Genomic DNA, 26,012 nt, shown 5'->3' with positions numbered 1-26,012 from the left:
GAAAAATTGAAAAAAAGAAATGTCGAATTGGTTATTCTTTCTGATGTTCATTTAGGAACTTACGGAAGTCACGCTAAAGAATTAAACAACTATCTTTCAAGCATTAAACCCAAAATCCTAGTTTTAAACGGCGATATAATTGATGCCTGGCAGTTTCGCAAATCCTATTTTCCCAAAGCACATTTACGCGTTATTCAGCGCATTATTGGGATGGCCTCTAAAGGAACCAAAGTTTATTATATCACTGGAAATCACGATGAAATACTCCGAAAATTCAGCGATATGAATATGGGAAATTTTGCTCTAGTCGATAAATTAGTTTTAGAATTAGACGATAAAAAAGCCTGGATTTTTCATGGAGACGTTTTTGATGCTTCTGTTCAGCATTCAAAATGGATAGCCAAACTAGGCGGATTAGGCTACGATTACCTAATTTTAACGAATCGATTTGCCAACTGGTGTCTGGCTAAATTAGGACGCGAACCTTACTCTTTTTCTAAAAAAATAAAAGCAAGCGTAAAAAAAGCTGTAAAATTCATTTCTGATTTTGAAACTACTGCAACCGATCTGGCTATTGAAAAAAAATACGATTACGTTATCTGCGGCCATATTCATGAACCAAAAATCATGACTAAAGAAAACAAACATGGCTCTACTCTATACCTAAATTCAGGTGATTGGGTAGAAAACTTAACTGCTTTAGAATATCACAAAAAACGTTGGAAATTGTTTTCTTACAAAGCCAGCAATTTTGCAGAAGAAGAAAACCTTTTAGAAATGGAAGACCTTCTTACTTCACAGCTGATTTCTTCAATAATACTTAAATAAGAGCCTTAAAAACAGGTTTTTAAGAATTTTAACGCTCCAAAATCCTAAAAATGTAAATTATATAACAATTTTCAAAAATATTATACGTTCTGTATCTAACTGTAATAATACATTTGAAGAAAATTAATTACCATTTTTATGAAAAAGATACTTTTATCTGCCCTTATGCTTCTTGGTTTAGCATTTACGGCTCAATCACAAGAAATTTCGAAACACGCTTTAGGATTACGTCTGGGAGACAATAACGGATTTGGAGGAGAGATATCATACCAATTAGGCTTAAATCAAAAAAACAGACTTGAATTCGATTTAGGATGGAGAAACAGCAGTGATGTAGACGCAATAAAAGGAGTTGCCCTTTACCAATGGGTTTGGAACATTGACGGAGGTTTTAACTGGTATGCTGGTGTCGGAGGGGGACTAGCTGCTTGGGATCACGATTACTACAACAACAACTACAGATACAGCGATAGCGGAACTTATGTTTTTGCTGCCGGAGATATCGGTATAGAATATAGATTTAAAGAAGTACCGCTTACTTTATCATTAGACGCTAGACCAGAAATTGGTTCAGGATATTACGACGATGATAATTTTGGATTTGACGTTGGTTTTGGTGTCAAATTTAGATTCTAAAATAAAATTAAAAAATAATTGTAAAAAGAGGCCTGTCGTTTTTATAGCGACAGGCTTTTTTTATTACTTCAAAACATTAAACTCTTAATTAATGAGAATCGCTTTTTTAGAATGAATTTTTACAACCGTATAAGGATATGAAATCACCTGCATAGTCATAGCGTCTTTTGCAGGACTGTTTTCTTTTACAGTTATAATGATATTTTTATCTGTTTCTTCCACCTTTTCAACATCGATAGTATAACCACTTGTGTTTTTTTCGCCCATATTCAGAATCACATAATTATAATCTTGAACATCTGGATTCTTCATCTTATCAGCCAAAAGCGGATCGTTTTCAAGCATTTTAATTTCATTTGGTTCGGTTAAAATCTCGAAAAATTTAATATTTCCCCCACCATCTGATTGTATCGTTAAAACCTCATACAATGCGTTTGAACTTTCAGCTTTCTTCACTCCGCAAGAAATCAAAACAAAAACCGCTAAAACAGAAATTACTTTTTTCATTTTTATCCTTTTAAATTAGTGCTTCTCGTATTTATAATCGTCAATAGCTTTCTGATATAAAGCTTCATATTTAGGAAGAATATTTTTGATATCGAACTTTCTAGCTACTTCTAAAGCATTTGCCTTAAACTGATTTAAAACGGCATCATCTTTTAAAATCTTCAATGCATTTTGCGCCATTTCTTCAACATTTCCAACATTGCTTAAGTAACCAGAAAAACCATCAAAATTAACTTCGGGCAAACCGCCAGAATTACTCGAAATTACTGGAACTCCACAAGCCATTGCCTCTAAAGCTGCCAAACCAAAACTTTCAGTTTCAGAAGGGAGTAAAAATAAATCGGTCATACATAAGATTTTATCAATCTCATGACTATTTCCAAAGAAAATCACTTTATCTAAAATCCCTAATTCCTGACATAACAATTCTGCTTTTTCTTTTTCTGGTCCGTCACCAACCATCATCAGCTTAGCCGGAATTTCTTTTTGAACATTATAGAAAATCTTAATAATATCAGGAATACGCTTTACTTTTCTAAAGTTACTAATATGCGTAATAATACGTTCATTCTCATTAGCCATTACATAACGATGACATGGTGCATTTGGATCTTTTTTAACTTTGTCCAATTCAATAAAATTCGGAATCACCTTAATTTTATTTTTGATTTTGAACAACTTCAATGTATCATCTTTCAAACTCTGAGAAACCGAAGTCACATAATCTGATTTATTAATACTAAAAGTCACCGCAGGCTTATAAAACGGATGATTTCCAACAAGCGTAATATCAGTTCCGTGAAGTGTTGTAATCATCGGAAGATTAATTCCTTCATTTTTCAGCATCTGTTTTGCCATATAGCCTGCATAAGCATGCGGAATGGCATAATGCACATGCAGGAGCTCAATTTTATATAATTTCACCATATCGACCAATTTACTCGATAGCGCTAATTCGTAAGGCTGATAGTGAAACAAAGGATATTCCGGAACATTAACTTCGTGGTAATGAACATTCGGATTTAAAAGTGCCAATCTAACTGGTTGGCTGTATGTAATAAAATGTATTTCGTGTCCTCTTCTGGCTAACTCGAGACCTAACTCTGTGGCTACTACCCCACTACCTCCAAAAGTCGGATAACAAACAATTGCTATTTTCATGGATTAAATTTAATTCTACGAAAATACTCAAAAATAGCGTTTAATTAACCGTTTAAATTGTTAGATTTTTGACAAAATTAGATTAACTCTAGTTGATAAATATTTTTCAGAAGCAGAACAATATCATTCAAAACCACTAGCAGTCCCGCTGTCCGCTAAATTCCCGATCAACAAAAACTACGGCTGAAAAAGCCTTGTTTTTCTAAATCGGGAGATACCGCTCCCATCGGGGCTAGATTAGACCTTTTTATTTTCATAAGCTCTCCTGTTGCCCAACTTTGTCAAAGTTTTAAACTTTGACAAAGTTCTTACTTACAAAGATTCCGTAACGAAACCCGACAGGTTTTAAAAACCTGTCGGATTTAATTCGCAAACACTATCACCCAAAATTGACAAACTTCTTTACCAACTAAACCTAACAGGTTTTAAAAACCTGTTAGGTTTCCAACCTGAAACTTGGAACTTGGAACTTGAAACTAAAAACCATAAAAAAAGGCACAAAATCTAAATTTCGTGCCTTTTAAATATACTTTAAATACTCTTAGAAAAATCTGCTGTGCCAACTATCCGCAGCAGGAACTTCCCAAGATTCGTTGAATTCTTCTATATTGTTTACCAAGTTATTAAAAACAATCGTATTCTCAGAAACCGACTTATCTTTTACCATTTTCTTGAAATCAATTAATGGTTTATGAGCAATATGTTCTCCAAGTTTAAAAGTAACGTTCATTTTATCTAACAAATCAACATTGTACTTTTTCTCTAAACTCTGAATAAATTCAACAGAACTATCAATAGAACAACCTGTAGCCGCTTGTACTTCTTGATTTACTGCTAGTATTATAAATCTGTTGTATTTTAATAAAAATGAAGCTTCTAGACTAGTGCCGTGCGCAGCCCATTGCTCTACGAAAGCCTTTAAGTCTGTTTCTATTTCAGAAAACTCTTCCTCAGAAAATTTTCTGTTAGATTGGTAAATCCAAACTCTAGATTCACCTGGCAAGTTTTCAAAAGGTATATACATTTTTTTTCTTTTTGTTTGTTTTTGTTTCAGGCTTCAAGTTTCAAGTTTCAAGTTTCAAGTTTCAAGTTTCAAGTTTCAAGTTTCAAAACTTAGTAGCTTAGCATCTTAGAACCTTAGCATCTTTTTTACAAATCCTGCGCATTGGCAATTAATTCTGCTATATCTAGAACTTTAACCTGTCCTTCTTTCTCTTTATTCTTAATTCCGTCTGTTAGCATTGTATTACAAAACGGACAACCTGCTGCAATAATATCAGGCTGGGTTTCTAACGCATCTTCTGTACGAAGAACATTTACTTCCTTGTTTCCAGGCTCAGCATCTTTAAACATTTGTGCTCCACCCGCTCCACAACATAAACCATTTGCTTTAGAACGTTTCATTTCTACTAACTCAACGTCTAATTTCTGAATTAAATCTCTTGGCGCTTCGTAAACTTTATTTGCTCTTCCTAAATAACAAGGATCGTGGAAAGTTATTTTTTTACCTTTAAACTGTCCGCCTTCAACGGTCAATCTTCCATCATCAATTAATGACTTCAAAAATTCTGTATGATGAATAACTTCGTAGTTACCTCCTAACTCTGGATATTCATTTTTCAAAGTATTAAAACAATGCGGACAAGCGGTAACAATTTTTTTTGCTTCATAAGCATTCAAAACCTCGATATTCATCATGGCTTGCATTTGAAACAAAAACTCATTTCCAGCTCTCTTTGCAGGATCGCCAGTACAACTCTCTTCTGTACCTAAAACCGCAAAAGAAACATTAGTGCGATTTAAAATACGCACAAACGCTTTGGTAATTTTTTTTGCTCTATCATCAAAACTTCCTGCGCAACCTACCCAAAACAAAACCTCTGGCTGTTTTCCTTCGGCAAGCATCTCTGCCATTGTTGGTACTACTAAATTTTCTGACATTTCTCTCACTTTTGTTTAATCGGTTAGTCGTGAAATTGTTTAATCGCTAAAAGCAAAATTACAATTCTTAAAAACCGAAATATTATTTTAAAATCGATTAAACGGTTAAACAACTAACCGATTAAACAATAAATCTTAATTCTCGTTTTTCCAATTTAAACGGTCTTGCTGGCTGTACTGCCAAGGCGCACCATTATTTTCAATATTAGTCATCATTGCGTTTAATGACATTGGAGCAGCACTTTGTTCCATTACCAAATAACGACGCATATCCATAATAATAGACAACGGACTAATATTTACAGGACATTCTTCCACACATGCATTACAAGACGTACAAGCCCATAATTCTTCTGGAGTAATATAATCGTTTAAAAGTGATTTATTATCTGGAACAAAAACACCTTTATTGGCATCAATATTTTTACCAACTTCAGTCAAACGATCTCTTGTATCCATCATAATTTTACGTGGAGACAATTTTTTACCGGTTTGATTTGCTGGACAAGAAGAAGTGCAACGACCGCATTCTGTACACGTATATGCATTTAACAACTGAACCCAGTTTAAATCCTGAACGTCACTTGCACCAAATTTAGCCGGATGTGCATTTTCGTCAGCTGGTGCTGCCGCAAACGGATCTGCATTTGGATCCATCATTAATTTTACCTCTTTTGTAACTGAAGCTAGATTATCAAACTGCCCTTCTGGTTTTAAGTTTGCAAAATAGGTATTCGGGAAAGCCAAAAGAATATGCAAATGTTTTGAGAAGTACAAATAGTTCATAAAAACTAAAATACCAATAATATGCAGCCACCAGAAAACCTCGAATAATAATCCAACAACTTCGTTTGATGTACCATTAAAAATTGGCGCTATAAACTGGCTAATTGGATAACTTCCTGCTTTATGAAAATGAGAATATCCTCCTGGAACATTCTGCAAATGCAAATCAGATGCATTCATCAATAAAAACAGAATCATTAAAACTGTTTCAAAATACAGAATGTAATTGGCATCGCTTTTTGGAAATCCATTCAAGTCAGAATTAATAAAACGCTTTAAGCGAATTACATTTCTTCTGATCCAGAAAGTAACTACAGCAATAATTACAAGTATTGCCAATATCTCAAATGAAGCAATTAGAACATCATAAACAACACCTAAATAAGGCGCAAAAACTCTATGTGTTCCAAAAAGTCCATCAATGATTATTTCTAATAATTCGATATTAATTATTATAAAACCAACATATACAAAAATATGAAGGATTCCTGCAACAGGGCGTCTCACCATTTTTGATTGCCCAAGAGCAATCAATGCCATGTTTTTCCAACGAGCTTTAGGATTATCTTTTCGATCTACATCGACTCCCAGATTTATATTTCGGATGATTTTTTTTACGCTCGCTGCAAAAAAACCGAAACCTACTATAAGAAGTATCGCGAATAAAATATTATCTAAATAACTCATTTACAATTATTTTTTATCAGTTGAGTTTGTTTCTTCAGTTGGTGCTACGTATGGTTTATTTTTCTTTCCGAAAAGAGAAACGTTTACGTAACGAGTTGGATAAAGACGAAGATCTTGCAATAACAATTCAAGTTCTTTTGAAGTTTTAGTCAGGTTGTTATACAATGCCTCATCGTTAAGTATTTTTCCTGCTGTACCTTTTCCAGAATTCAGGTTGCTCATTAAAACATCAACCTTAGCTAAAGTTTCGTTCAAGTTGCGAACCGTTTTTCCTAAATCTGCTTTATTTAATGAATCTGAAATTTTATTGAAATTGCCAGACATTTTATTGAAGTTTGTAACTATTCCATTAATCTGTCCTTTATTAGTATCCAAGATAGTGTTAATGCTTCCAGAAGCTTTATGAAACTGTGTCATTGTCTGGCTAAGTTCAGCAATTGTTTTCTTTAGATTTTCTTGAGTATTTTTATCTAAAGTATTATTTAATCCTGTAACCAAATTATCAATATTCAAAAGCATTTTATCAAGCTTTTGCTGAATTGGTTCAATTTTCCCTCCTAGTGATTCTGTCAATCCTAATTCAACAGTAGACACTAATTTTTGCCCGTCTTCGGCTAATTCTTTATCAGCTAAATTTGGAACGATTTTAATTTGTTTTCCGCCAATTAAACTTGGAGAATAAATTGCAGCTGAACTGCTTTTAGAAATTGGAAAATCTGTTTTAAGTTGAAGTTCTACTAGTAATTTACCAGTTACTGCATCAATTGTAATTTTACTTACTTTACCAATTGCAAGTCCGTTTAATGTTACTGGAGCTGATGGTGATAAATCCTCAACATTATCGTATTCAGCATATAATACAGTATAATTAGTAAAAAGATCTCTACCTTTTAAAAAACTATATCCCCAGATAAATAATAAAATAGATACGATGACTAAAATAGCCGTTTTAATTTCTCTTGTTAGTTTCAAAATTCTAAGTGTTTGTACAAAATTAATATAAATATTCGAACTTGTGCTTATTATTTAATCGCGTCCTGAATACTGATTTTTTCTCCATCTTTAGTTGCTACTAAAAACGCTGCGCCATATCCTTTACTTTTAGCTTCTTGCAGATATTTTTGAGCTGTTTCGTAACTTGGAGTTTCTTCGTAGAAATATTTATAAATATTATTTTCGTATACCATCGTTACATTTTTCAACCCTTTAAAATTTTTAGGCTCTAAAGGTGTTTTTTTGATACTTGCAATAAGCTGCACTTTAAAAAATGTTCCTTTTGGAGCATTTTTTGCCACCGCAACTGGTGTAGTTGTTTTTGGCTTTGCTGGCGTAGTATCTCTTACGGGCCGACTCTCAGCAGCTTCCGCTCCTGTCCCAAAATATTCACGTTTATAACTTAAAATCGCTTCTGCAATTGCTCTTGCAATATCATCCTGACCTTCTTCAGAATTCAGAATATTTCCTTCCGTCGGATTAGAAACAAATCCAGTTTCAACCAAAACTCTTGGCATATAAGCTTTATGAAGTACCATAAAAGGAGCTTGCTTTACTCCTCCATGACGAAGTTTTTTTCCTAGTTTCTCGAAATTCTCCTCAATTTTAGTAGCAAGCGTAATACTATTATCTAAATATTCTTCCTGCATCAAAGTCATACCAATCATAGATTCTGGAGAATTTGGGTCGTAACCTTCATATTTACGTTTATAATCTTTCTCTAAAGTAATTACCGAGTTCTCTTTTTTTGCAGCTTCAAGGTTTGATGCTACTTTACTTAAACCCATTACATAAGTTTCTGTTCCGTCGGCAGCTGTATTTTTATTGGCATTGCAGTGAATAGAAACAAAAATATTCGAATTTGCTCTGTTGGCAATATTGGCTCTTTCAACCAAATCTATAAAAACATCTGTTTTACGAGTATAAATTACATTAACATTAGGATTAAGTTCTAAAATCTTCCCAACTTTCAAAACAATAGCTAAAGCAATATTCTTTTCAATTCGTCCGCTATAAACAGCTCCAAAGTCGTGATCTCCATGTCCCGCATCTAGCGTAACCTTAAACACATTTGACTGACTTTGAGCACAAAAGGACGATATTATTAGAAATAAAGTAAATATTACTTTAAATTTGTTAATTCTATTCATAAATCTAAAAGTTAATTTTAATAAAATGCAGCTGTTATAATTTTTAGAATTGATTATTTTTGCCAAAAAATTATATGTAAGTTTGACATGTCAAAAAACAAGCCATAATTTTACAAAAATAGCATTTAAACCTTTGCATACAAACTTATTTAATATCGTTTTTATATCATTTTTCCTAACTATAGGTTGTGGTAATTTATATTCGCAAGAAATAAAAAACAAAAAAAAACCTTTACCTGCTGTAAAACAAACAGATAAAGAAAACACTGCGATTACAGACACCATAAAACTTGATACCGTTAAACCAAAAAAGACTTTTTTGGATGGAAAAGTAAGATATGTAGCAAAAGATTATGCTAAAATTGACCAGAAAAAAAAGCTGATCACTTTATATAATGAAGCTGAATTATACTATAAAGATGTAGAATTAAAATCGGGTATAATTGTTCTTAATTATGAAAAAGACGAAGTTTATGCAGGAAGAATTAAAGATTCTGCTGGCGTTTTAACTCAATACCCTAACTTCAAACAAGGAGCAAGTGAGGTACAGCCAGATTCTATCCGTTTTAATTTTAAAACCAAAAAGGCTTTAATTTATAATTCGAGAACAAAACAAGGCGAGTTAAATATCAAAGCTTCTGTCACTAAAAAAGAAAACGACTCTGTATACTTTTTAAAAGGAGCACGTATTACCACTGCTCAAGATATCGACAATCCCGAATACTACTTTCAGACCAGCAGAATTAAATTTGTGCCTGGTAAAAAAATTGTTGCCGGTTTAACACAAATGGTAATTGCTGATGTCCCTACTCCGCTTGCATTGCCTTATGGTTTTTTTCCGTTAAGTAAGGAGAAAAGTGTTTCTGGTATCATTATTCCTAGCTATAACGATTCTAATACACGTGGGTTTTCTTTGCAAAATGGAGGTTATTACTTTGCACTAAGCGATAATTACGATTTGACCGTACTTGGAGATTATTACACCAATGGAAGTTATGCCATGCGATTCGAATCGGCGTATGCCAAGCGATATAAATATAGAGGAAATGTCAACATTCGTTTCGAGAATTTAATTAATAGTGAGCGTGGTTATCCTGATTATTCAAAACAAAATATTTACAATATTCAGTGGTCACACTCTAAAGACACCAAATCAAATCCAAATTCTACTTTCTCTGCTTCTGTCAACATGGGTAGTAGTAAGTATTTTAAACAATCTATCAACCAAGCAAACATAGGTTCGAACTTAAATAACACGTTAAGCTCGTCTATTTCATACAACAAAACATTTAATACTATTCCTGGTTCGCGCATATCATTATCTGCAACTCATAGTCAGAATACGCAAACAGAAGACATTATCATGACACTTCCGTCTTTACAAGGAAGTATTGATCGTGTATATCCTTTTGTTGGAAAAAATGGCGTAAAGAAAGGATTAATTAAAAACATCAACTTACAATATAACGTAAGTGGTAAAAACTATTTTAAAACAAAAGATTCTTTGTTCTTCAAACCGCAGATGTTTGATGATGCCCAATTAGGAATGCAGCATACAATTCCGTTGAGCACAAACTTCAAAATTTTCAAATATTTTAGTGCAGGAGCATCTACAACTTATCAGGAAACATGGGTAAACAAAACCATCCAAAAAGTTTACGACCCTAGCACTGCGCAAACAGTTAACATAAATGTTAATGGTTTTGACTCTTTTAGAACTTACAATTTCAGCACTAATTTAGGTACGACTATTTACGGAACCTTTAATTTTGGTGACGATAAAAGAATCCAGTCTATTAGACACGTAATGCGTCCGAGCATTACCTATGCCTATACTCCAAGTTTTGAAAAATATTACGATACGTATGCAGTCGATGCTTCTGGAAGAATTACCTCTGAGTATACAAGATTTGAAAACGGATTATACGGAGCACCAGGAAAAGACAATTCAAACATTGTTGGTTTTGCCTTGAGCAATACTTTTGAAGCTAAAGTAAGAGATCGCGACAGCACAAAAACAGAACCTAAAAAGATTATGCTGTTAAACAACTTAAACTTTAGCACAAGCTATAATTTCAATGCTGATGGAAAGTCAACATTTGGATGGCAACCTGTATTAGTTAGTGGTGGAACTCAGTTTTTTGACAATAAAATGAATATGAATTTTGGTGCAACATTAGATCCTTATGCAATTGATAATGGTGGTAACAAAATTGACAAATTCAACATTGACAATGGCGGAAGTTTATTTAGAATGACAAGTGCAAACGTAACTGTGAACTATTCATTCTCAAATAAGGGAACCGGAAAAGAGAAAGAAAAAAATACTCAGAGCCAGCGAAACGGTGGACGAAACGATGACTTGTTTGGTACTAATACAGACTTAAATGACAGCCGTAACAGCCAGTTTGCCGACGAACCTGAGCGAGATGATGCAATTACAGAATTCTTCAACTCTAAGGTTCCGTGGGATATGACACTTGCCTATTCGTTAACATACTCAAACATAAAGCGAGAAAACACTATTTCTGGAAACTCTATCATGATTTCTATCAATACCGACCTTACTCCTAAATGGAAAGCAGGAGTTTCTACAGGTTACGATTTTGTACAGAAAGGAGTTACCTTTACGCAATTCCGTTTTGAGAGAGATTTATTAAGCTGGAGAATGGCCTTTAACTGGCAGCCATTAGGAACAAATTCTAACTGGAACTTCTTCATCGGAATTAAATCTGGTATGCTTAGCGATATCAAATGGAACAAACGAAGCGTTTCTAATAGATAAACTACTTTCGAATCAAAATAATTTCATTATGAAAAAAATCATCTTTACCGAGAAAGCTCCGACTCCAATCGGACCTTATAATCAAGCCGTATTATCTGGAAACACACTTTATGCTTCTGGACAAATTGCAATCAATCCTGAGTCAGGAGAATTGGTTACAGACAATATTAATGATGAAACTACTCAAGTTATGAAAAACATTGCCGCTATTCTTGAAGCCGCAGACATGACTTTTGAAAACGTTGTAAAGTCAACTATCTTCATCATGGACATGAATAACTTTGGAGCAATAAATACTGTTTACGGTTCGTATTTTAACGAAAAAACCGCTCCAGCTCGTGAAACGGTTCAAGTGGCTTGTTTGCCAAAAAATGTTAATGTAGAAATTTCTATAATTGCTGTGCAATAGCATCTAATAATAATTGTGCCGTTGCTTCATTCGTTGCGAGCGGCACATTATGCACATCGCAAACACGAATTAGCATATTAATATCTGCCTCGTGCGGATGGCTTGACAAAGGATCTTTAAAAAAGAAAACCATCTGCGTAATTCCTTCCGCTACTCTTCCTGCAATTTGCGCATCTCCGCCGAGCGGACCAGAAAGCATTCTTTGAGTTTTAAACCCCGCTGCTTCTGCTTTTCCTCCCGTAGTACCAGTACCAATAAGCCTTATTTTTTCATTGTGCAAAACAGCTTCATTTTTGATTAAGAAATCAATTAAATCTGCTTTTTTTCCATCATGAGCAATAATGGCAATTTCCATAAAACCAGAACTATTGATTAGCGACATGGTAAGCAATTAATCCATCAATAGGTCTTCTTAAAACATTACCTAATTGAAGTTCATATTTATTGAATGTCTCTTGTAATTCATCTTTCAAATAAAACGCAATAGAACCAACAAAATGCACTGGAACTTCTTTGCAGTTATCAAACTGTTTGATGTAATTCTTAACGAAAGACTTCATTCCTTTGAAAATGATTTTTCTGCAGAACTCTGTATCTTTATGCTTAATCAAGAATTTAGCATAAGTCGCTAAATAAGCATTTGGGTTTGGTTCTTTGTATAATTTGTTTTTAATAAAATCAGGATCAACATCGTACTCTTTTTCAAGTTCAACAGCCAATTCTTTAGGCATTTTATTAAAATAGTATTTTCTAATTAATTCTTTTCCAAAAACGTTACCACTGCAATCATCCATTACGATATAACCTAATGATTGAACTTTTTGATGCAATACTTTTCCATCAAAATAACTGCAGTTAGAACCTGTTCCTAAGATAGAAACAATCGCTTCTTCTCCTTTTGGAGTTGTAGCATAAACAGCTGCATAAGTATCTTCTTGAACGTCTACTATTGCGTTAGCAAAATATTCTTGAAAAATTCTTTTCAACCACTCTTTCATTCTGTCTGTACCACAACCGGCACCATAAAAGAATAAATGTGTAGCATTTTTTTTGTTTTGTAAAATATCGAAACGGTCGTTTAATCTTTCTATGATTTCTGGCTCGTCTAGAATTTCAGGATTTAATCCTAAAGTTTGTGTTGTGAATAATACTTTTCCATTATCATCTATCGCAATCCAATCGGCTTTAGTAGATCCACTGTCAACTATTAATTTCATTTGTTTAGTTTTTGGAATTAGGTTTCTCTATTTTTAATTTAAAAGTGTAGTTTTTACATTAATTATAGAAGTAACAAAATAAGAAAATCCCGTTATTGTAAAGTAACGGGATTTTGCAAAAATATATATTATTATTTTAAACCTGCAATATGTACAGATAAATCAATTAATTTGCTTGAGTATCCGTACTCATTGTCATACCAAGATACTAATTTGAAGAAAGTAGAGTTTAATCCGATTCCTGCACCAGCATCAACAATAGAAGTTCTTTTATCTGAAATAAAGTCTTGAGAAACAACTGCATCTTCAGTATATCCTAAGATACCTTTCATTTCGTTTTCTGAAGCTTTTTTCAATACAGCTAAGATTTCTTCGTAAGTTGTTTCTTTAGCCACTTTTACAGTTAAATCTACTACAGAAACGTCAGCAGTAGGAACACGGAAAGACATTCCAGTTAATTTTCCATTCAAAGATGGGATAACTTTTCCAACCGCTTTAGCAGCACCTGTTGAAGAAGGAATGATGTTGATAGCAGCAGCACGTCCACCTCTCCAGTCTTTTCTAGAAGGTCCGTCAGCTGTCATTTGAGTTGAAGTAGTTGCGTGAACAGTAGTCATTAAACCTTCAACGATTTCGAAATTATCGTGAATAACTTTAGCTAATGGAGCTAAACAGTTTGTAGTACAAGAAGCGTTAGAAACAACTAAATCAGAAGCTTTTGCAGTTTCGTGGTTCACTCCCATTACAAACATTGGAGCATCAGCAGAAGGAGCAGAAATGATTACTTTCTTAGCACCACCTTTTAAGTGCTCACTTGCAGTTTCGATAGTTGTGAAGATACCAGTACATTCAGCTACTACATCTACATCAACTTCGTTCCATTTTAAGTCAGCAGGATTTCTTTCTGCAGTGATACGGATGTTTCTTCCGTTTACATAAAGTTTTCCTTCTTTAACTTCTACAGTTCCGTTGAAACGACCGTGAACTGAATCATATTTTAATAAATAAGCTAAGTGATCTACGTCTAACAAGTCGTTGATTGCAACAACTTCTACATTATCTCTATTGAAAGACTCTCTAAAAACGATTCTTCCGATACGTCCAAATCCGTTTATTCCTAATTTTACTTTTGACATTTTACTAAATTTTTTGCTTTTGTTTTTATTACACTAATTCAAAGTCTAATTTCCTCACAATAAACTTCTCTTTCTTTTTTAAACTTTATATTGGTTATGTCGACATAATGTCTGACACTCTTAACAATTCTCTATCAATTTCAGATTTTCCTTTAATAGCCTGCTCAAGCGGAGTCAAGATCACTTTATCTTCACGAAGACCAACCATGTAGTTAGATTTCCCTTCAATTAAAGATTCTACTGCTTTTACTCCTAAACGACTTGCTAAAACACGGTCAAAACAAGATGGAGAACCACCACGCTGCATGTGTCCTAAAACAGAAACTCTTACGTCATACTCAGGAAGATTTGCTTCAACATAATCTTTTAATTCGAATACGTTTTTACCAATTTTATCCCCCTCAGCAATAACAACAATACTAGATGATTTTCCTGACGCTTTACTTTTTTGAAGTGAATCTAAAAGACGATCCAATCCTAAATCTTCTTCAGGAATAAGGATTTCTTCTGCTCCTGCACCAATACCAGCGTTAAGAGCAATGTGACCAGCATCTCTACCCATAACCTCTACAAAGAAAAGACGGTTATGAGAACTTGCCGTGTCTCGAATTTTATCTATACAGTCTACAACAGTATTTAAAGCTGTATCGTACCCTAAAGTAAAACTTGTACCATAAATATCATTATCGATTGTACCAGGAATTCCCATTACTGGAAAGCCAAATTCTGAATTAAAAATTAATCCTCCGGTAAAACTACCATCACCACCAATAACAACCAAAGCATCAACACCAGCCTTAACTAGGTTCTCGTGTGCTTTTTTTCTACCTTCAGGCGTTCTAAACTCAACTGAACGAGCCGATTTTAAGATCGTTCCACCTTTGTTTACAATATTATTTACGCTTCGTGGTCCCATGTCTTTGAAGTCTCCTTCAATCATTCCTTGATACCCTCTATAAATTCCGATGCATTCTATATTATGGTATGCGCAAGTTCGAACAACTGATCGTATTGCAGCATTCATTCCAGGTGAATCTCCTCCTGAGGTAAGAACACCTACTTTTTTTATTGTTTTTGGCATTATTTAAGTATTAAAGTGTAAAATTAGCAAACATTCAGCACTTTTCGGGTTACGATTATCATAAATTAATAAAATCTGTTAAATTCAAACGTTTTCGTTAATAAGTTTTTTCTAGGAAAAAATTTCATTAAAAATAATAAAACAGTATTTTTTTAATTAAATCGTCAAAATTAACAATACCCTGATGAAGTGTTATAAAAATCAGAATTTCCCGCTCACATGGAAAATTTTATTAGAGGGCTTAAATTTAGCACAAAAAAAACCATTATGAGAATAATGATTTTATAAAAGTGTATTTTTAACAAAGTGTTAATAATCGTTGTCTGGAATTAATCCTTGATTATTATTAGAATCGGTTTGCTTCTGGTCTTTTTTCTTCTTTTCCTCTTCTTTTTTTCTTTTCTCCTCGTCCTCTTTTGCTTTTTTCTTGTTTTTTTCTGAATCTTTCTTGCTTGAAAAATTCATGTACTCAGGAAGATAGGAGTCTTGAAGATCATCATGAGAAGAACCTTTTACTGCTTTTTCAATTTTATGATTTTTAAACAGTTTGTTGACAAGCTCGCTAAAGGTATCAAAATCTACTTCGTAAGAAATACCGACTCCTTGCGTATAACCAATTCCTTGTCCTATATAATTAATGTCATTTTCTTTATTAAACAGACGAAGATTCATTGTACCATCTTCATTTACACGGTACAAGATCTCGATATCTCCAACAATAGCAGATTCATTTACACCTCCAACTGGAACTCCTAATTTACCATTGATCGTAATTCGTTCATTTACTTGAGACGATATATTGGCCACAAACTGACCATCAACCTCCTGCCCTGTTCTTCTGTCTGCAGCAATGTAATTTAAGTCTATATTTACTTTATCATTATCCGATTTAATAATTCCTCCTAACAAACTCGAAGCAGTCTCTGTTAATGTTCCAGAAAAATCTCCCTGACTGAATCCGTCGGTACTCATAAATGAACCTGTTGATAATAAGTAAAGCGCTTGCGTCTGGCGAATATCTTTATCATCCAATTTATACTGTATCTCCGATTTTAAAACATTACTAACCGATGGAAACTGAATATCAAAGTTAGGTTCAGGACTGGCCAAATCTCCTCTCAACCCAATAACAACTTCTACAGGTACTTTTTTATTGAATGAAGACGTATTATCTAAAAGTACTGCGGGATTGGCTTGGGTTTTATAAACTGCCTCCAAATTCAGCTGTGCACGCATTGGGTTTCCTTCCCAAATAATCGAACCACCTTTTTTAACCGTAAACTTTTTATCGATAAGTCCACCGTATTTAAAATTATAAGTTCCTTCATATGCCTGGAAATCTCCCCACATATTAAATTTACCTAACGTATTAATTTTAAACAAAAGCGATCCATACCCTTTTCCTTTCATACCATGACCAGAATTTCGATCTAAAATAACTTCTACTTCAGCATCTGGCGTAATATCAAAATCAAATTCCAACTCAAGTCCATTATAATCTCTTGTCTTTTCAACAATTCCGTTCTCAAGATTATACTTTTCTTTTGGCGTTACAAAATGAATCCAACTGCTTTCGCCAACACTTTGCGCATTATTAATCGGAATCTTAACTTCTGTACCTTTTTCAGATTTTGCATCTACCTTAATAAACAAACCTTCTACAGGACCTTTTATACTGGCTGTTCCATTTATAAAGGCTGTTCCAAAATAAGCCGCATCATCACTATCTTTTGTATCAAGCGCAACTAATCGCTTAGAAGTAATATTTAAATCTAATTTCCAATCACCAAAATTATTATGCTCTATGCTTCCGTTCAGCAAACCTTTTGTACCATATTTAGTATCGGTTAACTGATTATTCCTAAACAGAAATTTCTCATTAGTTAAATCAATTACCGTTCGATCACTAAGTTCGTAATCTGTATTTAGATACGGAATCGTCATTCCTGCTTTTTCCACATAGAGGCGCCCGTTAATTTCTGGTTTCTTCAAATTCCCTACAACAGCAGCATTTCCAGAAACAGAACCTCTAACATTTGACAAGACATCTCCGCCAATAGTTCCTAAAGTGGCCAAATTGAAACCTTCCAGTTTCAGGCTCATATCCATGATCGTTTCTTTATTCTCTATCGCAAAAGTTCCATTTGCCCTAAATGATTCGGTAAAACCATTCTGAATGGACGAATTAACTGTAAACTTTTTAAAGCTTTCATCTCCAGAAATATCAAAATCAAGCGTACCCAATTCCGTTTTATTCATGACCAGATGATCAATTTTAATGGATGCCGTGGGCTGATAAACATTTTTATTCTGCTTATAATTGACACTCCCATTCAAATTACCGTCAAACACAAACTTGGAATTTGCGGGTGTGATTTTATTAATATCAACATCTTCAAAAGTCAGTTCGAGATCTTTATAATCTGCTCCTTTTATAACTCCATTTAAATCAATTTTCTGATTTTCGTGAGATAAAACGATATTATCGAACGTGAAGTTTTTAAAATATTGATCAATAATAATCTGATTGTCTTTTTCAGCATCCTCATTTAAGTACCAGATATAATCCTTAAACTTCATTTCAGATTTCTTGATTCCGACAATATTATTTTTACTCTTGTCAATTGTATGATACAAATCTAGATTAAAGTAATCTTCTCCCTCATTTCCTCCTTTAAACTCTGAACGCACATAAAGAGTATCATTAGCTGTGACATTAATCAAATTAAAATCACGTATCTTATAATAAGGAGTCTTAATACTGTCTAATTCGACATACGCGTTGTAAAGCGGATTTTTATTATCGATATTAATTCGGATATTATCGAATGTATTTTTATCGGCTGTAATTTTTTTGGATCTAAAACGGAATTTAAATTCCTGTAAATCTGAATCAATTTTCCCTCGTACAACCGTAGATGAATCAATATTTATTTGCGGATAAAGCATTTCAACCACTTTATCGTAAACACGGAAATTAAAACGCAGGAACTGTCCTTTTCGAACTTTATAAGGTTTGTAATTGGTATATAAACTACCCACAGAATTCATAACCAATTTATCTAATTGATCGAATCTAAATTTACCCACAATTTTTCCGTCTACAACATCATTTGAACTAATCGTAATGGTTCTCAAACGATCTGCATCAAAACTAGAATTCAAATTCACTTGATCAAAAGCATAAGTTGCTTTTGGGTTTTGATATTCGGCATCATTAATAAAAATATCTCCCTGAAGGTTTTCAATAGAATTTCCAGTCAGCTGAACTACGACATCTCCTTTAAAATGTGAGATTGAATCGCTTACAAACCTAAGCTTTCTTAAATCTGAATTTTCGACATTGATATGAAAATCATAACGATTCTCTCTTTTACTCAAATCCAGCAGTCCATCAAAACTTAAGTTCAAATTCGGATCGTTTATCGCAATTTGCCCTTTATAATAAGGAAGCTTAAAATTGCCGTTTACTACTATATTATTATAGGTGTACTTATTGTAATCCAATTTCGAAATATCTCCTTTAATAGCCGTATTCAAATATTTCTCTGTAAAGCCCACTCCATCAACATCAAGATTCAATGTAGTTTTTCCAATATCTTTTCTATTTAAAACAGCTCCAATATCAAAACCATTTAAAACAATATTTCCAGAATACGAAGCTTTGTCAATAAAATCCATATTATTCAAATGAAGATCTACTTCTCCATTTCCGACATCTGTAGCAATTTTAAAAGCGGTTTCTAATGCTGTCGTCGAAACTTTGGCTTTTCCGACAATATTAAATTTACCTATTCGCTTCATTTCTTTAGGCAGTCTTTTTCCTAAAACCCCAGGAAGCAAAACTACCAAATCATCATAGCTAGAAAGCAGTTTGTTAAACTTTCCATCCATAGAAAACTTCTGCGTTTTACTACCCAAAAGATTTCTGAAATTGATTGTTCCATTAATTTTTGATCCATTTGTGTCGCTTAGCCTCAATCCTGTAAGCGTCATATTATTCAACGGACCGTCTAATTTTGTTTTCAGTTTAAAATGCTGATTTTTACCCAAACCATCATAAAAATGGCGAATATCATTTGTTGCAATAGAAGAAGAATCTATCAAAACATCAAATCTAACTTTATCTGTAAAATCAAGAAAATCTGAAGGTTTATAATTTAAAATTGCTACACCATAAATGGAAGATCTTTTGGTTTTAATAGCCAGATTTTGAACCATAATCTGTTTTTTGGTATAACTGAACTTCCCAGCAAAATTAGAAACATACAATCCGCGATGATCCATAAATGAAAATCGGTGGATGTTTGTATTTACATCTGGACCGTACAATTTAAACTCACTTATATAAGCATTTAATTTTGTGAAATCCAGAAATTTAGGAGTGGTTTTATTTTCATCAACAACAGAAAATCTTCCTTTTTCGATATAAGCATTTTTAGCTGTTAGCAAAAAATGCTTCGTTGATTTTTTCTTAGGAGTATCCTTTACTTCAAAAGCCTCAATAAATTTATTGATATTGTTTTCATCTTCGCCTTTGTAGGTTTTCAAATTAAAAATCAAACCTGTCAGACGTAAATCTCCAAAAATCAAATCCCCATCTAACAATCTGCTGAAACTAGCAATATCAGTTGTAATGATATCCGAATAAATCATCGTTTTTTTATGATGATCCAAAATCGTTACTTCTTTCAATTTTACTCCGCCAAAAATATTGATTGCCGTTTTTTCAACATTAATATTAACCTTGTAGTCTTCATTTAATGAGTTGGTAACATAATTGGCAATCTGTGTCTGAACGACAGGAAGAGACAGTATGATAGCGAGTGCTAACAAAAGTAAAATCAACCCAATTAGGGTTCTAGATATTATTTTCTTTACTTTTTTGATAGCTTCTTTAATTTTAGTTTTTCTTTTAATTTATTTGAACAGACAAAGAACGGCTGTTTTTGATAAAAATTCTTTAATTTTGGGGCACTGCTTAAATCAAAGAAATTTAATAATTTGATTTGTCAAATATAATTCAAAATTTGTGCCTTTATATGCAAAATCCAGAGGTTTTTATTCTAGCCATCGAAAGTTCATGCGATGATACTGCTGCCGCGGTTTTACATAACGACAAAGTATTGTCAAATGTTGTAGCCAATCAATTAATTCATAATCAATACGGAGGTGTTGTTCCTGAATTGGCCTCACGCGCGCACCAGCAGAATATTGTCCCTGTGATAGATGCTGCACTTCGTAAAGCAAATGTACAAAAAGAACAGCTAAGCGCAATCGCATTTACTCAAGGTCCAGGCCTAATGGGCTCTCTATTGGTGGGAACTTCTTTCAGTAAATCATTATCATTAGCATTAAATGTTCCGTTAATTGCTGTAAATCACATGCATGCTCATATATTGGCTCATTTTATCGATGAAGAAGGCTACGATAAACCTGAATTTCCTTTTTTAGCTTTAACCATAAGTGGCGGACATACTCAGATTGTAAAAGTGAATAGTTTTTTTGATATGGAAATTATCGGAGAAACTACAGATGATGCTGTCGGAGAAGCTTTTGATAAAAGTGCCAAAATTCTTGGACTTCCTTACCCTGGCGGACCTTTGATCGATAAATATGCAAAGGAAGGAAATCCGAAAGCGTTTCCTTTTACCAAACCAAAAGTTCCGGGATTAGATTTTAGTTTCTCGGGATTGAAAACAGCTATTTTATATTTCATTCAAAAAAACAAACAGCAGAATCCGAATTTTATCGAAGAAAATCTGAATGATATTTGCGCCTCTATTCAGCACACAATTATCGAAATTTTGATGGATAAAATTAAACTGGCTGTTAAAGAAACCGGAATTACACAAATTGCCATTGGCGGTGGAGTTTCGGCAAATTCAGGAATCAGAAATACACTAAAAGAAACAGAGAGCAAATACGGCTGGAAAACTTTTATTCCAAAATTTGAATATACAACAGACAATGCTGCAATGATTGGAATTGTAGGATACCAAAAATACTTATCTAATCGTTTTGAAACTTCTGCAGTGGTTTCTAAAGCAAGAATCGAATTTTAAATCATGCAGTTATTTTTTAATCCCAACATAAACGAGACAACCGAAAGTTTTTCTTTTGACAAAGAAGAAAGCCGTCATATTATAAAAGTCCTTAGAAAAAAAGACGCAGATATTCTGCATGTTACAAATGGTTCAGGATTATTGTTTGAAACTCAAATTACATTGGCTTCAGACAATAAATGCATTGTTGAAGTCCTACATATTACGAATGCTGAAAAACCAAAATTTCATTTGCATTTGGCCGTTGCGCCAACCAAAATGAATGATCGTTTCGAATGGTTTCTAGAAAAAGCTACCGAAATTGGAATTCAAGAAATCACCCCGATTTTTTGCGATCGTTCTGAACGAAAAGTAATTAATCGTGATCGTTTTGAGAAAATCATTCTTTCGGCAATGAAACAATGTAATGAAACGTTTCTTCCAAAATTAAATGAAGCTATTTCGTTTAAAGAATTCATCAAACAAAAGCAGAATGGTTTACAGTTAATTGCGCATTGTGAAGAAACCGATAAAAAATCACTGAAAGAAGTTTTAAAACCAAATGAAGATGTTACGATTTTAATTGGTCCAGAAGGTGATTTTTCTGAAAAAGAAATTGCATTGGCATTAGAAAACAATTACAAACCCGTAGCTTTAGGAAATACCCGTTTAAGAACAGAAACAGCTGCCGTTGTGGCTTGCCATAGTGTTGTTTTTTTTAATGAAGTTCCTAATTAAACACAATCTTGTCATTTCGACGAAGGAGACCCGAGCGCTAGCGAATCGGCGAAGCAAATCTTCGCTAGTAACTCCGCACAGAAAATCACTAATCTTTGGCGAGCTACTTGTGGAGATTTCTCGTTCCTCGAAATGACAAATAGTACGATAAAGCCTTATAATTAAAATTATATGAAAAAAATATTTTACTTATTGTTACTCTTTTCAAGTGTTTCTTTTTCTCAAGAAATTGCTTTGCTTAAATACAGCGGTGGCGGCGATTGGTACGCAAATCCTACTTCTTTGCCTAATCTAATAAGTTTTTGCAATGCCAATATTAATACTCGCATCAAAAACAAACCATCAACGGTAGAACCAAGCAATCCAGATTTACTTTCCTATCCGTTTGTACACATGACAGGTCATGGAAATGTAGTTTTTAGCGATGCAGACGTAACAAACTTGAGAAATTATCTGACCGCTGGAGGTTTTCTGCATATTGATGATAATTACGGAATGGATCAGTTTATTCGAAAAGAAATCAAAAAGATATTTCCAAATAATAATTTAGTCGAAATTCCGGCAAATCATCCTATTTTTCAGAAGCCATTTCCTTTTCCGAACGGATTACCAAAAATTCACGAACATGACGGAACTCGTCCTCAGGCTTTCGGAATTTTTATAGACAATAAACTGGTTTTACTTTATACTTACGAATGCGATTTAGGCGACGGCTGGGAAGATGCTGAAGTACATAATGATCCTGCAAATGTAAGGGACAAAGCCTTGAAAATGGGCGCAAACATTATCAATTATATTTTTACTAATTAGTAACTAGTCCCAAGTAATTAGTTACTAGTAATTTCAATTTAAAAGAGAAAATTATTTAGATTCGGACTCAACACTATTTACTATTTACTTATTACTAATTACTAATCACTTTTCACTAACAAAAAATGCAACTAACCCACGAAGAAAATCAATTTGAAAGAAAAACATTTCCCATTACTTTGGTATGCGATCATATTTACTTTCAGCAGAATATTGGTTCTTTATTTAGAATTTCTGAGGCTTTCGGAGTTGAGAATATTATCTTTTTCGGAAAAGACATTCCGCTGACACCTCGTAAAATCAATAAAACTTCGCGCAGCACACATCTTCATGTGCCACATTCTACTATTGAAGATTATACTGAACTTCACTCCTATTTAACTGATAATAATTTTGAAATTATTGCCTTAGAAATCACTTCAGACAGCAAACCTTTAAAAGAAGTTATGATTCCTTTCGATAAAAAAATTGCTCTTTTGATCGGAAGTGAGATTAACGGAATATCTGAAGAACTTCTAAAACTTTCTCACCAAATCGTACACATCGACATGTTTGGCAAAAACAGCAGTATGAATGTTGTGCAGGCTGCGAGTATTGCACTTTACGAGATTACTTCTTTATAAAAAATTGAATTCTGAAGACAATTTTTGAAACTTCATTTCAATTTTACATCAATTCAATTTATTGCATTTATCGTTAAACTACAGATAATCACGACTAAATGCGTTAAAAAAACACAAAAGAAAGAAAATACTTATTAATATTTTTGATTCGTTTTTTGTAGGAATCAATGTTTGTAAGGGGTCGTAAAAATTCTCACAAAATTTTTGTTCTAATATTTTGCGAGAAAAGCTTTTTGTTATAAAATTGCGCTATTATTCAATTAACCAATATTTTTATAACAAAAAACCCAAATTATTATGAAAAAAGTTATCATTACCACATTTGCAGCATTATTGCTGTTTGCTTGTCAAAATGACCAGTCATCTGATTCTGCTAATGCAGATGCAAGTGTTGCTTCTAGGAGAGGATGTGCAACACAAGAAGTTTTAGAAGCTCAACTAAAAGCTGATCCTTCATTGGCGATTAGAATGAACGAAATTGAAACTTTTACTGCACAACATGCTGGTTCAAATTTTACAGGCCGTCTGGTAAATGGAAAAATTGAAATTCCAGTTGTAGTGAATGTTTTATACAAAACAGCTGCACAAAACATCTCAGATGCACAAATTCAATCGCAAATCGATGTTTTAAACAAAGATTTTAATGCTTTAAACTCTGACTACAATAATGTACCAGCGTTATTCTCAGGTGTGAAAGCAAACATTGGAATTACTTTCGTTTTAGACCAGGTTATTAGAAAATCTACTACTAAAACTTCTTGGGGAACAAATGACGCTATGAAAAAAACAGCTCAGGGCGGAATTGCACCTACTTCTCCAACTACAAAATTAAACATGTGGTCGTGTGCTATTGGCGGCGGAATTTTAGGTTACGCACAATTTCCTGGAGGTGCTTCTTCTACAGACGGAGTAGTAATTGATTCTCGTTACTTCGGATTATCTGGTTCTGCAAATGCGCCATTTAACTTAGGAAGAACAGCTACTCACGAAGTGGGTCACTGGATGAACTTACGCCACATTTGGGGAGATGCTACTTGCGGAAGCGATCTTGTTTCAGATACTCCAACTCATAACACAGCAAACTACGGAGTTCCTGCTTACCCTCATTACAGCACTTGTACAGGTACACCTGTAGAAATGACAATGAACTACATGGATTATGTTGATGATGCAGCAATGTACATGTTCTCAACAGGTCAAAAAAACAGAATTTCAGCTATTTTTACAACTGGAGGTGCTAGAGCTTCTTTTGCACAACCATAATAAAAAAAACTTAATTAAAGGCGAGATGAAATCATCTCGCCTTTTTTTTGTCAATTATTTTAGAACTCCCAAAGACTAGAAATATAAAAGCTTTTTCCTATATTTATGATCTCAAAATTTAAATATGATAACGTCAAAAACTATCTCTAACGGGATCTTAAGAGCTTTAGCAACCATATTAATAATTAGCATAGTTTTATATTTTTTATATGAAATCCAAACCGTGATTGTCTATCTGTGCATCTCATTAATATTGTGTCTAATTGCAAATCCGATGGTCTTATTCTTAAAGAATAAACTAAAGTTTAGCAATTCGATGGCAGCCACAACGACAATTATATTTTTCATTTTTCTAATTGTGGGCTTTATTTTATTATTTGTTCCTTTAATTATTTCTCAAGCAAATAATCTTGCACTTCTTGATACAGCACATCTTCAGACCAAATTTATAGAAACAGAAACGCATCTCGAAGAGTATTTTAATATTCAGCATATTGACTTAAACAAAGTTTTTAAAGATTCTAAAATTACTTCTTTCTTAGATTTCAGCTATTTTACAGGATTTATCAATACTATAATCAACTTCATGGCCGATATGGGCATGGGATTGGTATCGGTCTTTTTCATCACTTTCTTTTTTATAAAAGATCAAGATATTTTTAAAGATCAAGCAAGAAGAATATTACCAGATTCAAATGAAGACAAAATTTTAAATTCAATCACTAAAATAAACCATTTACTGACACGCTATTTCATTGGCTTATTACTGCAGCTGATTGTTGTGTTTATTCTTTATCTGACTGTATTGCTGATTTTTGGAAATAAAAATGCTTTTGTAATTGCCTTTTTATGTGCTATCCTAAACATAATTCCATATTTGGGACCAATTATAGGAACCACCTTAGCTGGAATTCTTACCATGATAAGCATGATCGGAAAAGATTTTCAATCAGAAATTCTTCCAACAACCATTTATGTTGTTATTGGCTTTTTATTGGTGCAGGCAATTGACAACAATATTAGCCAGCCAATAATTTCGTCAAAAAGTGTAAATTCGCACCCGTTAGAAATATTCTTGGTTATATTAATCAGCGGTATTACGTTTGGAATTGTGGGTATGATTATAGCCATCCCTGCATTTACAATGATTAAAGTAATTTTAAAAGAATTTTTTCCTAATAATAAAATTGTCTCCGTATTAACCGAAAGAATTTAG

General features: G+C 33.4%; 22 protein-coding genes. 10 read left to right on the top strand and 12 right to left on the bottom strand.

All coding sequences use genetic code 11. The features are described from left to right. Positions 1-6: 6 nt before the first annotated feature. Both RB618_RS13225 and RB618_RS13220 read left to right on the top strand, forming a co-directional pair. Positions 7-828, top strand: coding sequence for a UDP-2,3-diacylglucosamine diphosphatase (locus RB618_RS13225; protein ID WP_308069157.1), 822 nt, complete (start codon positions 7-9; stop codon positions 826-828). 138 nt (positions 829-966) lie between these two features. Next, positions 967-1,464: a hypothetical protein gene (locus RB618_RS13220; RefSeq protein ID WP_274257760.1), complete on the top strand. Its 498-nt coding sequence runs from the start codon at positions 967-969 to the stop codon at positions 1,462-1,464. Positions 1,465-1,548: 84 nt separating this feature from the next. On the opposite strand, the gene RB618_RS13215 is transcribed toward RB618_RS13220, so the two are convergent. The 7 genes from RB618_RS13215 to RB618_RS13185 all read right to left on the bottom strand — a co-directional run bounded on the left by RB618_RS13215 (position 1,549) and on the right by RB618_RS13185 (position 8,690). After that, positions 1,549-1,971 carry a protease complex subunit PrcB family protein gene (locus RB618_RS13215; protein ID WP_308069156.1) on the bottom strand — a complete coding sequence of 141 codons (423 nt, stop codon included), beginning with the start codon at positions 1,969-1,971 and terminating at the stop codon, positions 1,549-1,551. Positions 1,972-1,986: 15 nt separating this feature from the next. Next, complete coding sequence (gene bshA / locus RB618_RS13210; RefSeq protein WP_308069155.1) at positions 1,987-3,132, bottom strand: N-acetyl-alpha-D-glucosaminyl L-malate synthase BshA; 1,146 nt, start codon at positions 3,130-3,132, stop codon at positions 1,987-1,989. A 541-nt stretch (positions 3,133-3,673) separates the two neighbouring features. Beyond that, entirely contained in the window at positions 3,674-4,156 is a 483-nt protein-coding gene (locus tag RB618_RS13205; RefSeq protein ID WP_026730146.1) for a hypothetical protein, read from the bottom strand. Positions 4,157-4,281: 125 nt separating this feature from the next. Further along, positions 4,282-5,073, bottom strand: a complete 792-nt coding sequence (locus tag RB618_RS13200) for a (Fe-S)-binding protein (RefSeq protein WP_308069154.1) — start codon at positions 5,071-5,073, stop codon at positions 4,282-4,284. A 135-nt stretch (positions 5,074-5,208) separates the two neighbouring features. Further along, positions 5,209-6,546 carry a (Fe-S)-binding protein gene (locus tag RB618_RS13195; RefSeq protein ID WP_308069153.1) on the bottom strand — a complete coding sequence of 446 codons (1,338 nt, stop codon included), beginning with the start codon at positions 6,544-6,546 and terminating at the stop codon, positions 5,209-5,211. Between the two features lie 6 nt (positions 6,547-6,552). Next, complete coding sequence (locus tag RB618_RS13190) at positions 6,553-7,518, bottom strand: MlaD family protein (protein ID WP_308069152.1); 966 nt, start codon at positions 7,516-7,518, stop codon at positions 6,553-6,555. A gap of 50 nt (positions 7,519-7,568) precedes the next feature. Next, complete coding sequence (locus tag RB618_RS13185; RefSeq protein ID WP_308069151.1) at positions 7,569-8,690, bottom strand: N-acetylmuramoyl-L-alanine amidase; 1,122 nt, start codon at positions 8,688-8,690, stop codon at positions 7,569-7,571. Positions 8,691-8,772: 82 nt separating this feature from the next. On the opposite strand from RB618_RS13185, the gene RB618_RS13180 reads away from it, so the two are divergent. Then, complete coding sequence (locus RB618_RS13180; RefSeq protein ID WP_308069150.1) at positions 8,773-11,475, top strand: putative LPS assembly protein LptD; 2,703 nt, start codon at positions 8,773-8,775, stop codon at positions 11,473-11,475. A 28-nt stretch (positions 11,476-11,503) separates the two neighbouring features. Then, positions 11,504-11,884, top strand: a complete 381-nt coding sequence (locus RB618_RS13175) for a Rid family detoxifying hydrolase (protein WP_308069149.1) — start codon at positions 11,504-11,506, stop codon at positions 11,882-11,884. On the opposite strand, the gene RB618_RS13170 is transcribed toward RB618_RS13175, so the two are convergent. The 5 genes from RB618_RS13170 to RB618_RS13150 form a co-directional block, all read right to left on the bottom strand. Next, a complete protein-coding gene (locus RB618_RS13170; protein WP_044048067.1) occupies positions 11,865-12,239 on the bottom strand; it encodes a methylglyoxal synthase in 375 nt (124 codons plus the stop codon). The genes RB618_RS13175 and RB618_RS13170 overlap by 20 nt on opposite strands. Before the next feature lie 10 nt (positions 12,240-12,249). Beyond that, entirely contained in the window at positions 12,250-13,101 is an 852-nt protein-coding gene (locus tag RB618_RS13165) for an N-acetylglucosamine kinase (protein WP_308069148.1), read from the bottom strand. Between the two features lie 131 nt (positions 13,102-13,232). Next, positions 13,233-14,237, bottom strand: coding sequence for a type I glyceraldehyde-3-phosphate dehydrogenase (gene gap, locus RB618_RS13160; RefSeq protein WP_012026555.1), 1,005 nt, complete (start codon positions 14,235-14,237; stop codon positions 13,233-13,235). A 94-nt stretch (positions 14,238-14,331) separates the two neighbouring features. Then, complete coding sequence (gene pfkA / locus RB618_RS13155; protein WP_202003945.1) at positions 14,332-15,318, bottom strand: 6-phosphofructokinase; 987 nt, start codon at positions 15,316-15,318, stop codon at positions 14,332-14,334. Between the two features lie 309 nt (positions 15,319-15,627). Continuing rightward, complete coding sequence (locus tag RB618_RS13150; RefSeq protein WP_308069147.1) at positions 15,628-20,166, bottom strand: translocation/assembly module TamB domain-containing protein; 4,539 nt, start codon at positions 20,164-20,166, stop codon at positions 15,628-15,630. A 194-nt stretch (positions 20,167-20,360) separates the two neighbouring features. Between RB618_RS13150 and tsaD the strand changes: the two genes are divergently transcribed. From tsaD to RB618_RS13120, 6 genes are all read left to right on the top strand, one after another. Next, complete coding sequence (gene tsaD, locus RB618_RS13145; protein WP_129745714.1) at positions 20,361-21,383, top strand: tRNA (adenosine(37)-N6)-threonylcarbamoyltransferase complex transferase subunit TsaD; 1,023 nt, start codon at positions 20,361-20,363, stop codon at positions 21,381-21,383. A 3-nt stretch (positions 21,384-21,386) separates the two neighbouring features. Next, the gene (locus RB618_RS13140) at positions 21,387-22,100 is read left to right on the top strand and encodes a 16S rRNA (uracil(1498)-N(3))-methyltransferase (protein ID WP_308069146.1); all 714 of its coding nucleotides are present in this window, start codon (positions 21,387-21,389) and stop codon (positions 22,098-22,100) included. Positions 22,101-22,271: 171 nt separating this feature from the next. Then, positions 22,272-22,910 (top strand): DUF4159 domain-containing protein, encoded by a 639-nt coding sequence (locus RB618_RS13135; protein WP_308069145.1) that lies wholly within the window; start codon positions 22,272-22,274, stop codon positions 22,908-22,910. Between the two features lie 125 nt (positions 22,911-23,035). Next, the gene (locus tag RB618_RS13130) at positions 23,036-23,533 is read left to right on the top strand and encodes a TrmH family RNA methyltransferase (protein WP_308069144.1); all 498 of its coding nucleotides are present in this window, start codon (positions 23,036-23,038) and stop codon (positions 23,531-23,533) included. A gap of 297 nt (positions 23,534-23,830) precedes the next feature. Then, the gene (locus RB618_RS13125) at positions 23,831-24,796 is read left to right on the top strand and encodes a zinc metalloprotease (RefSeq protein WP_308069143.1); all 966 of its coding nucleotides are present in this window, start codon (positions 23,831-23,833) and stop codon (positions 24,794-24,796) included. Positions 24,797-24,920: 124 nt separating this feature from the next. Next, entirely contained in the window at positions 24,921-26,012 is a 1,092-nt protein-coding gene (locus tag RB618_RS13120; RefSeq protein ID WP_308069142.1) for an AI-2E family transporter, read from the top strand.

The sequence above is a fragment of the Flavobacterium sp. LHD-85 genome, assembly GCF_030929595.1.
Lineage (GTDB): Bacteria > Bacteroidota > Bacteroidia > Flavobacteriales > Flavobacteriaceae > Flavobacterium.
Note: the sequence above shows the minus strand (reverse complement) of the source record. Positions and strands in the feature narration are given on the sequence as shown.

Bases quoted from the DNA above. Each gene is read 5' to 3' on its own strand.
- tsaD (WP_129745714.1), top strand. From the start codon at position 20,361: ATGCAAAATCCAGAGGTTTTTATTCTAGCCATCGAAAGTTCATGCGAT.
- RB618_RS13200 (WP_308069154.1), bottom strand. From the start codon at position 5,073: ATGTCAGAAAATTTAGTAGTACCAACAATGGCAGAGATGCTTGCCGAA.
- RB618_RS13140 (WP_308069146.1), top strand. From the start codon at position 21,387: ATGCAGTTATTTTTTAATCCCAACATAAACGAGACAACCGAAAGTTTT.
- bshA (WP_308069155.1), bottom strand. From the start codon at position 3,132: ATGAAAATAGCAATTGTTTGTTATCCGACTTTTGGAGGTAGTGGGGTA.
- RB618_RS13120 (WP_308069142.1), top strand. From the start codon at position 24,921: ATGATAACGTCAAAAACTATCTCTAACGGGATCTTAAGAGCTTTAGCA.
- RB618_RS13135 (WP_308069145.1), top strand. From the start codon at position 22,272: ATGAAAAAAATATTTTACTTATTGTTACTCTTTTCAAGTGTTTCTTTT.
- RB618_RS13170 (WP_044048067.1), bottom strand. From the start codon at position 12,239: ATGGAAATTGCCATTATTGCTCATGATGGAAAAAAAGCAGATTTAATT.
- RB618_RS13220 (WP_274257760.1), top strand. From the start codon at position 967: ATGAAAAAGATACTTTTATCTGCCCTTATGCTTCTTGGTTTAGCATTT.
- RB618_RS13125 (WP_308069143.1), top strand. From the start codon at position 23,831: ATGAAAAAAGTTATCATTACCACATTTGCAGCATTATTGCTGTTTGCT.
- RB618_RS13205 (WP_026730146.1), bottom strand. From the start codon at position 4,156: ATGTATATACCTTTTGAAAACTTGCCAGGTGAATCTAGAGTTTGGATT.
- RB618_RS13130 (WP_308069144.1), top strand. From the start codon at position 23,036: ATGCAACTAACCCACGAAGAAAATCAATTTGAAAGAAAAACATTTCCC.
- RB618_RS13165 (WP_308069148.1), bottom strand. From the start codon at position 13,101: ATGAAATTAATAGTTGACAGTGGATCTACTAAAGCCGATTGGATTGCG.
- RB618_RS13215 (WP_308069156.1), bottom strand. From the start codon at position 1,971: ATGAAAAAAGTAATTTCTGTTTTAGCGGTTTTTGTTTTGATTTCTTGC.
- gap (WP_012026555.1), bottom strand. From the start codon at position 14,237: ATGTCAAAAGTAAAATTAGGAATAAACGGATTTGGACGTATCGGAAGA.
- pfkA (WP_202003945.1), bottom strand. From the start codon at position 15,318: ATGCCAAAAACAATAAAAAAAGTAGGTGTTCTTACCTCAGGAGGAGAT.
- RB618_RS13185 (WP_308069151.1), bottom strand. From the start codon at position 8,690: ATGAATAGAATTAACAAATTTAAAGTAATATTTACTTTATTTCTAATA.
- RB618_RS13175 (WP_308069149.1), top strand. From the start codon at position 11,504: ATGAAAAAAATCATCTTTACCGAGAAAGCTCCGACTCCAATCGGACCT.
- RB618_RS13195 (WP_308069153.1), bottom strand. From the start codon at position 6,546: ATGAGTTATTTAGATAATATTTTATTCGCGATACTTCTTATAGTAGGT.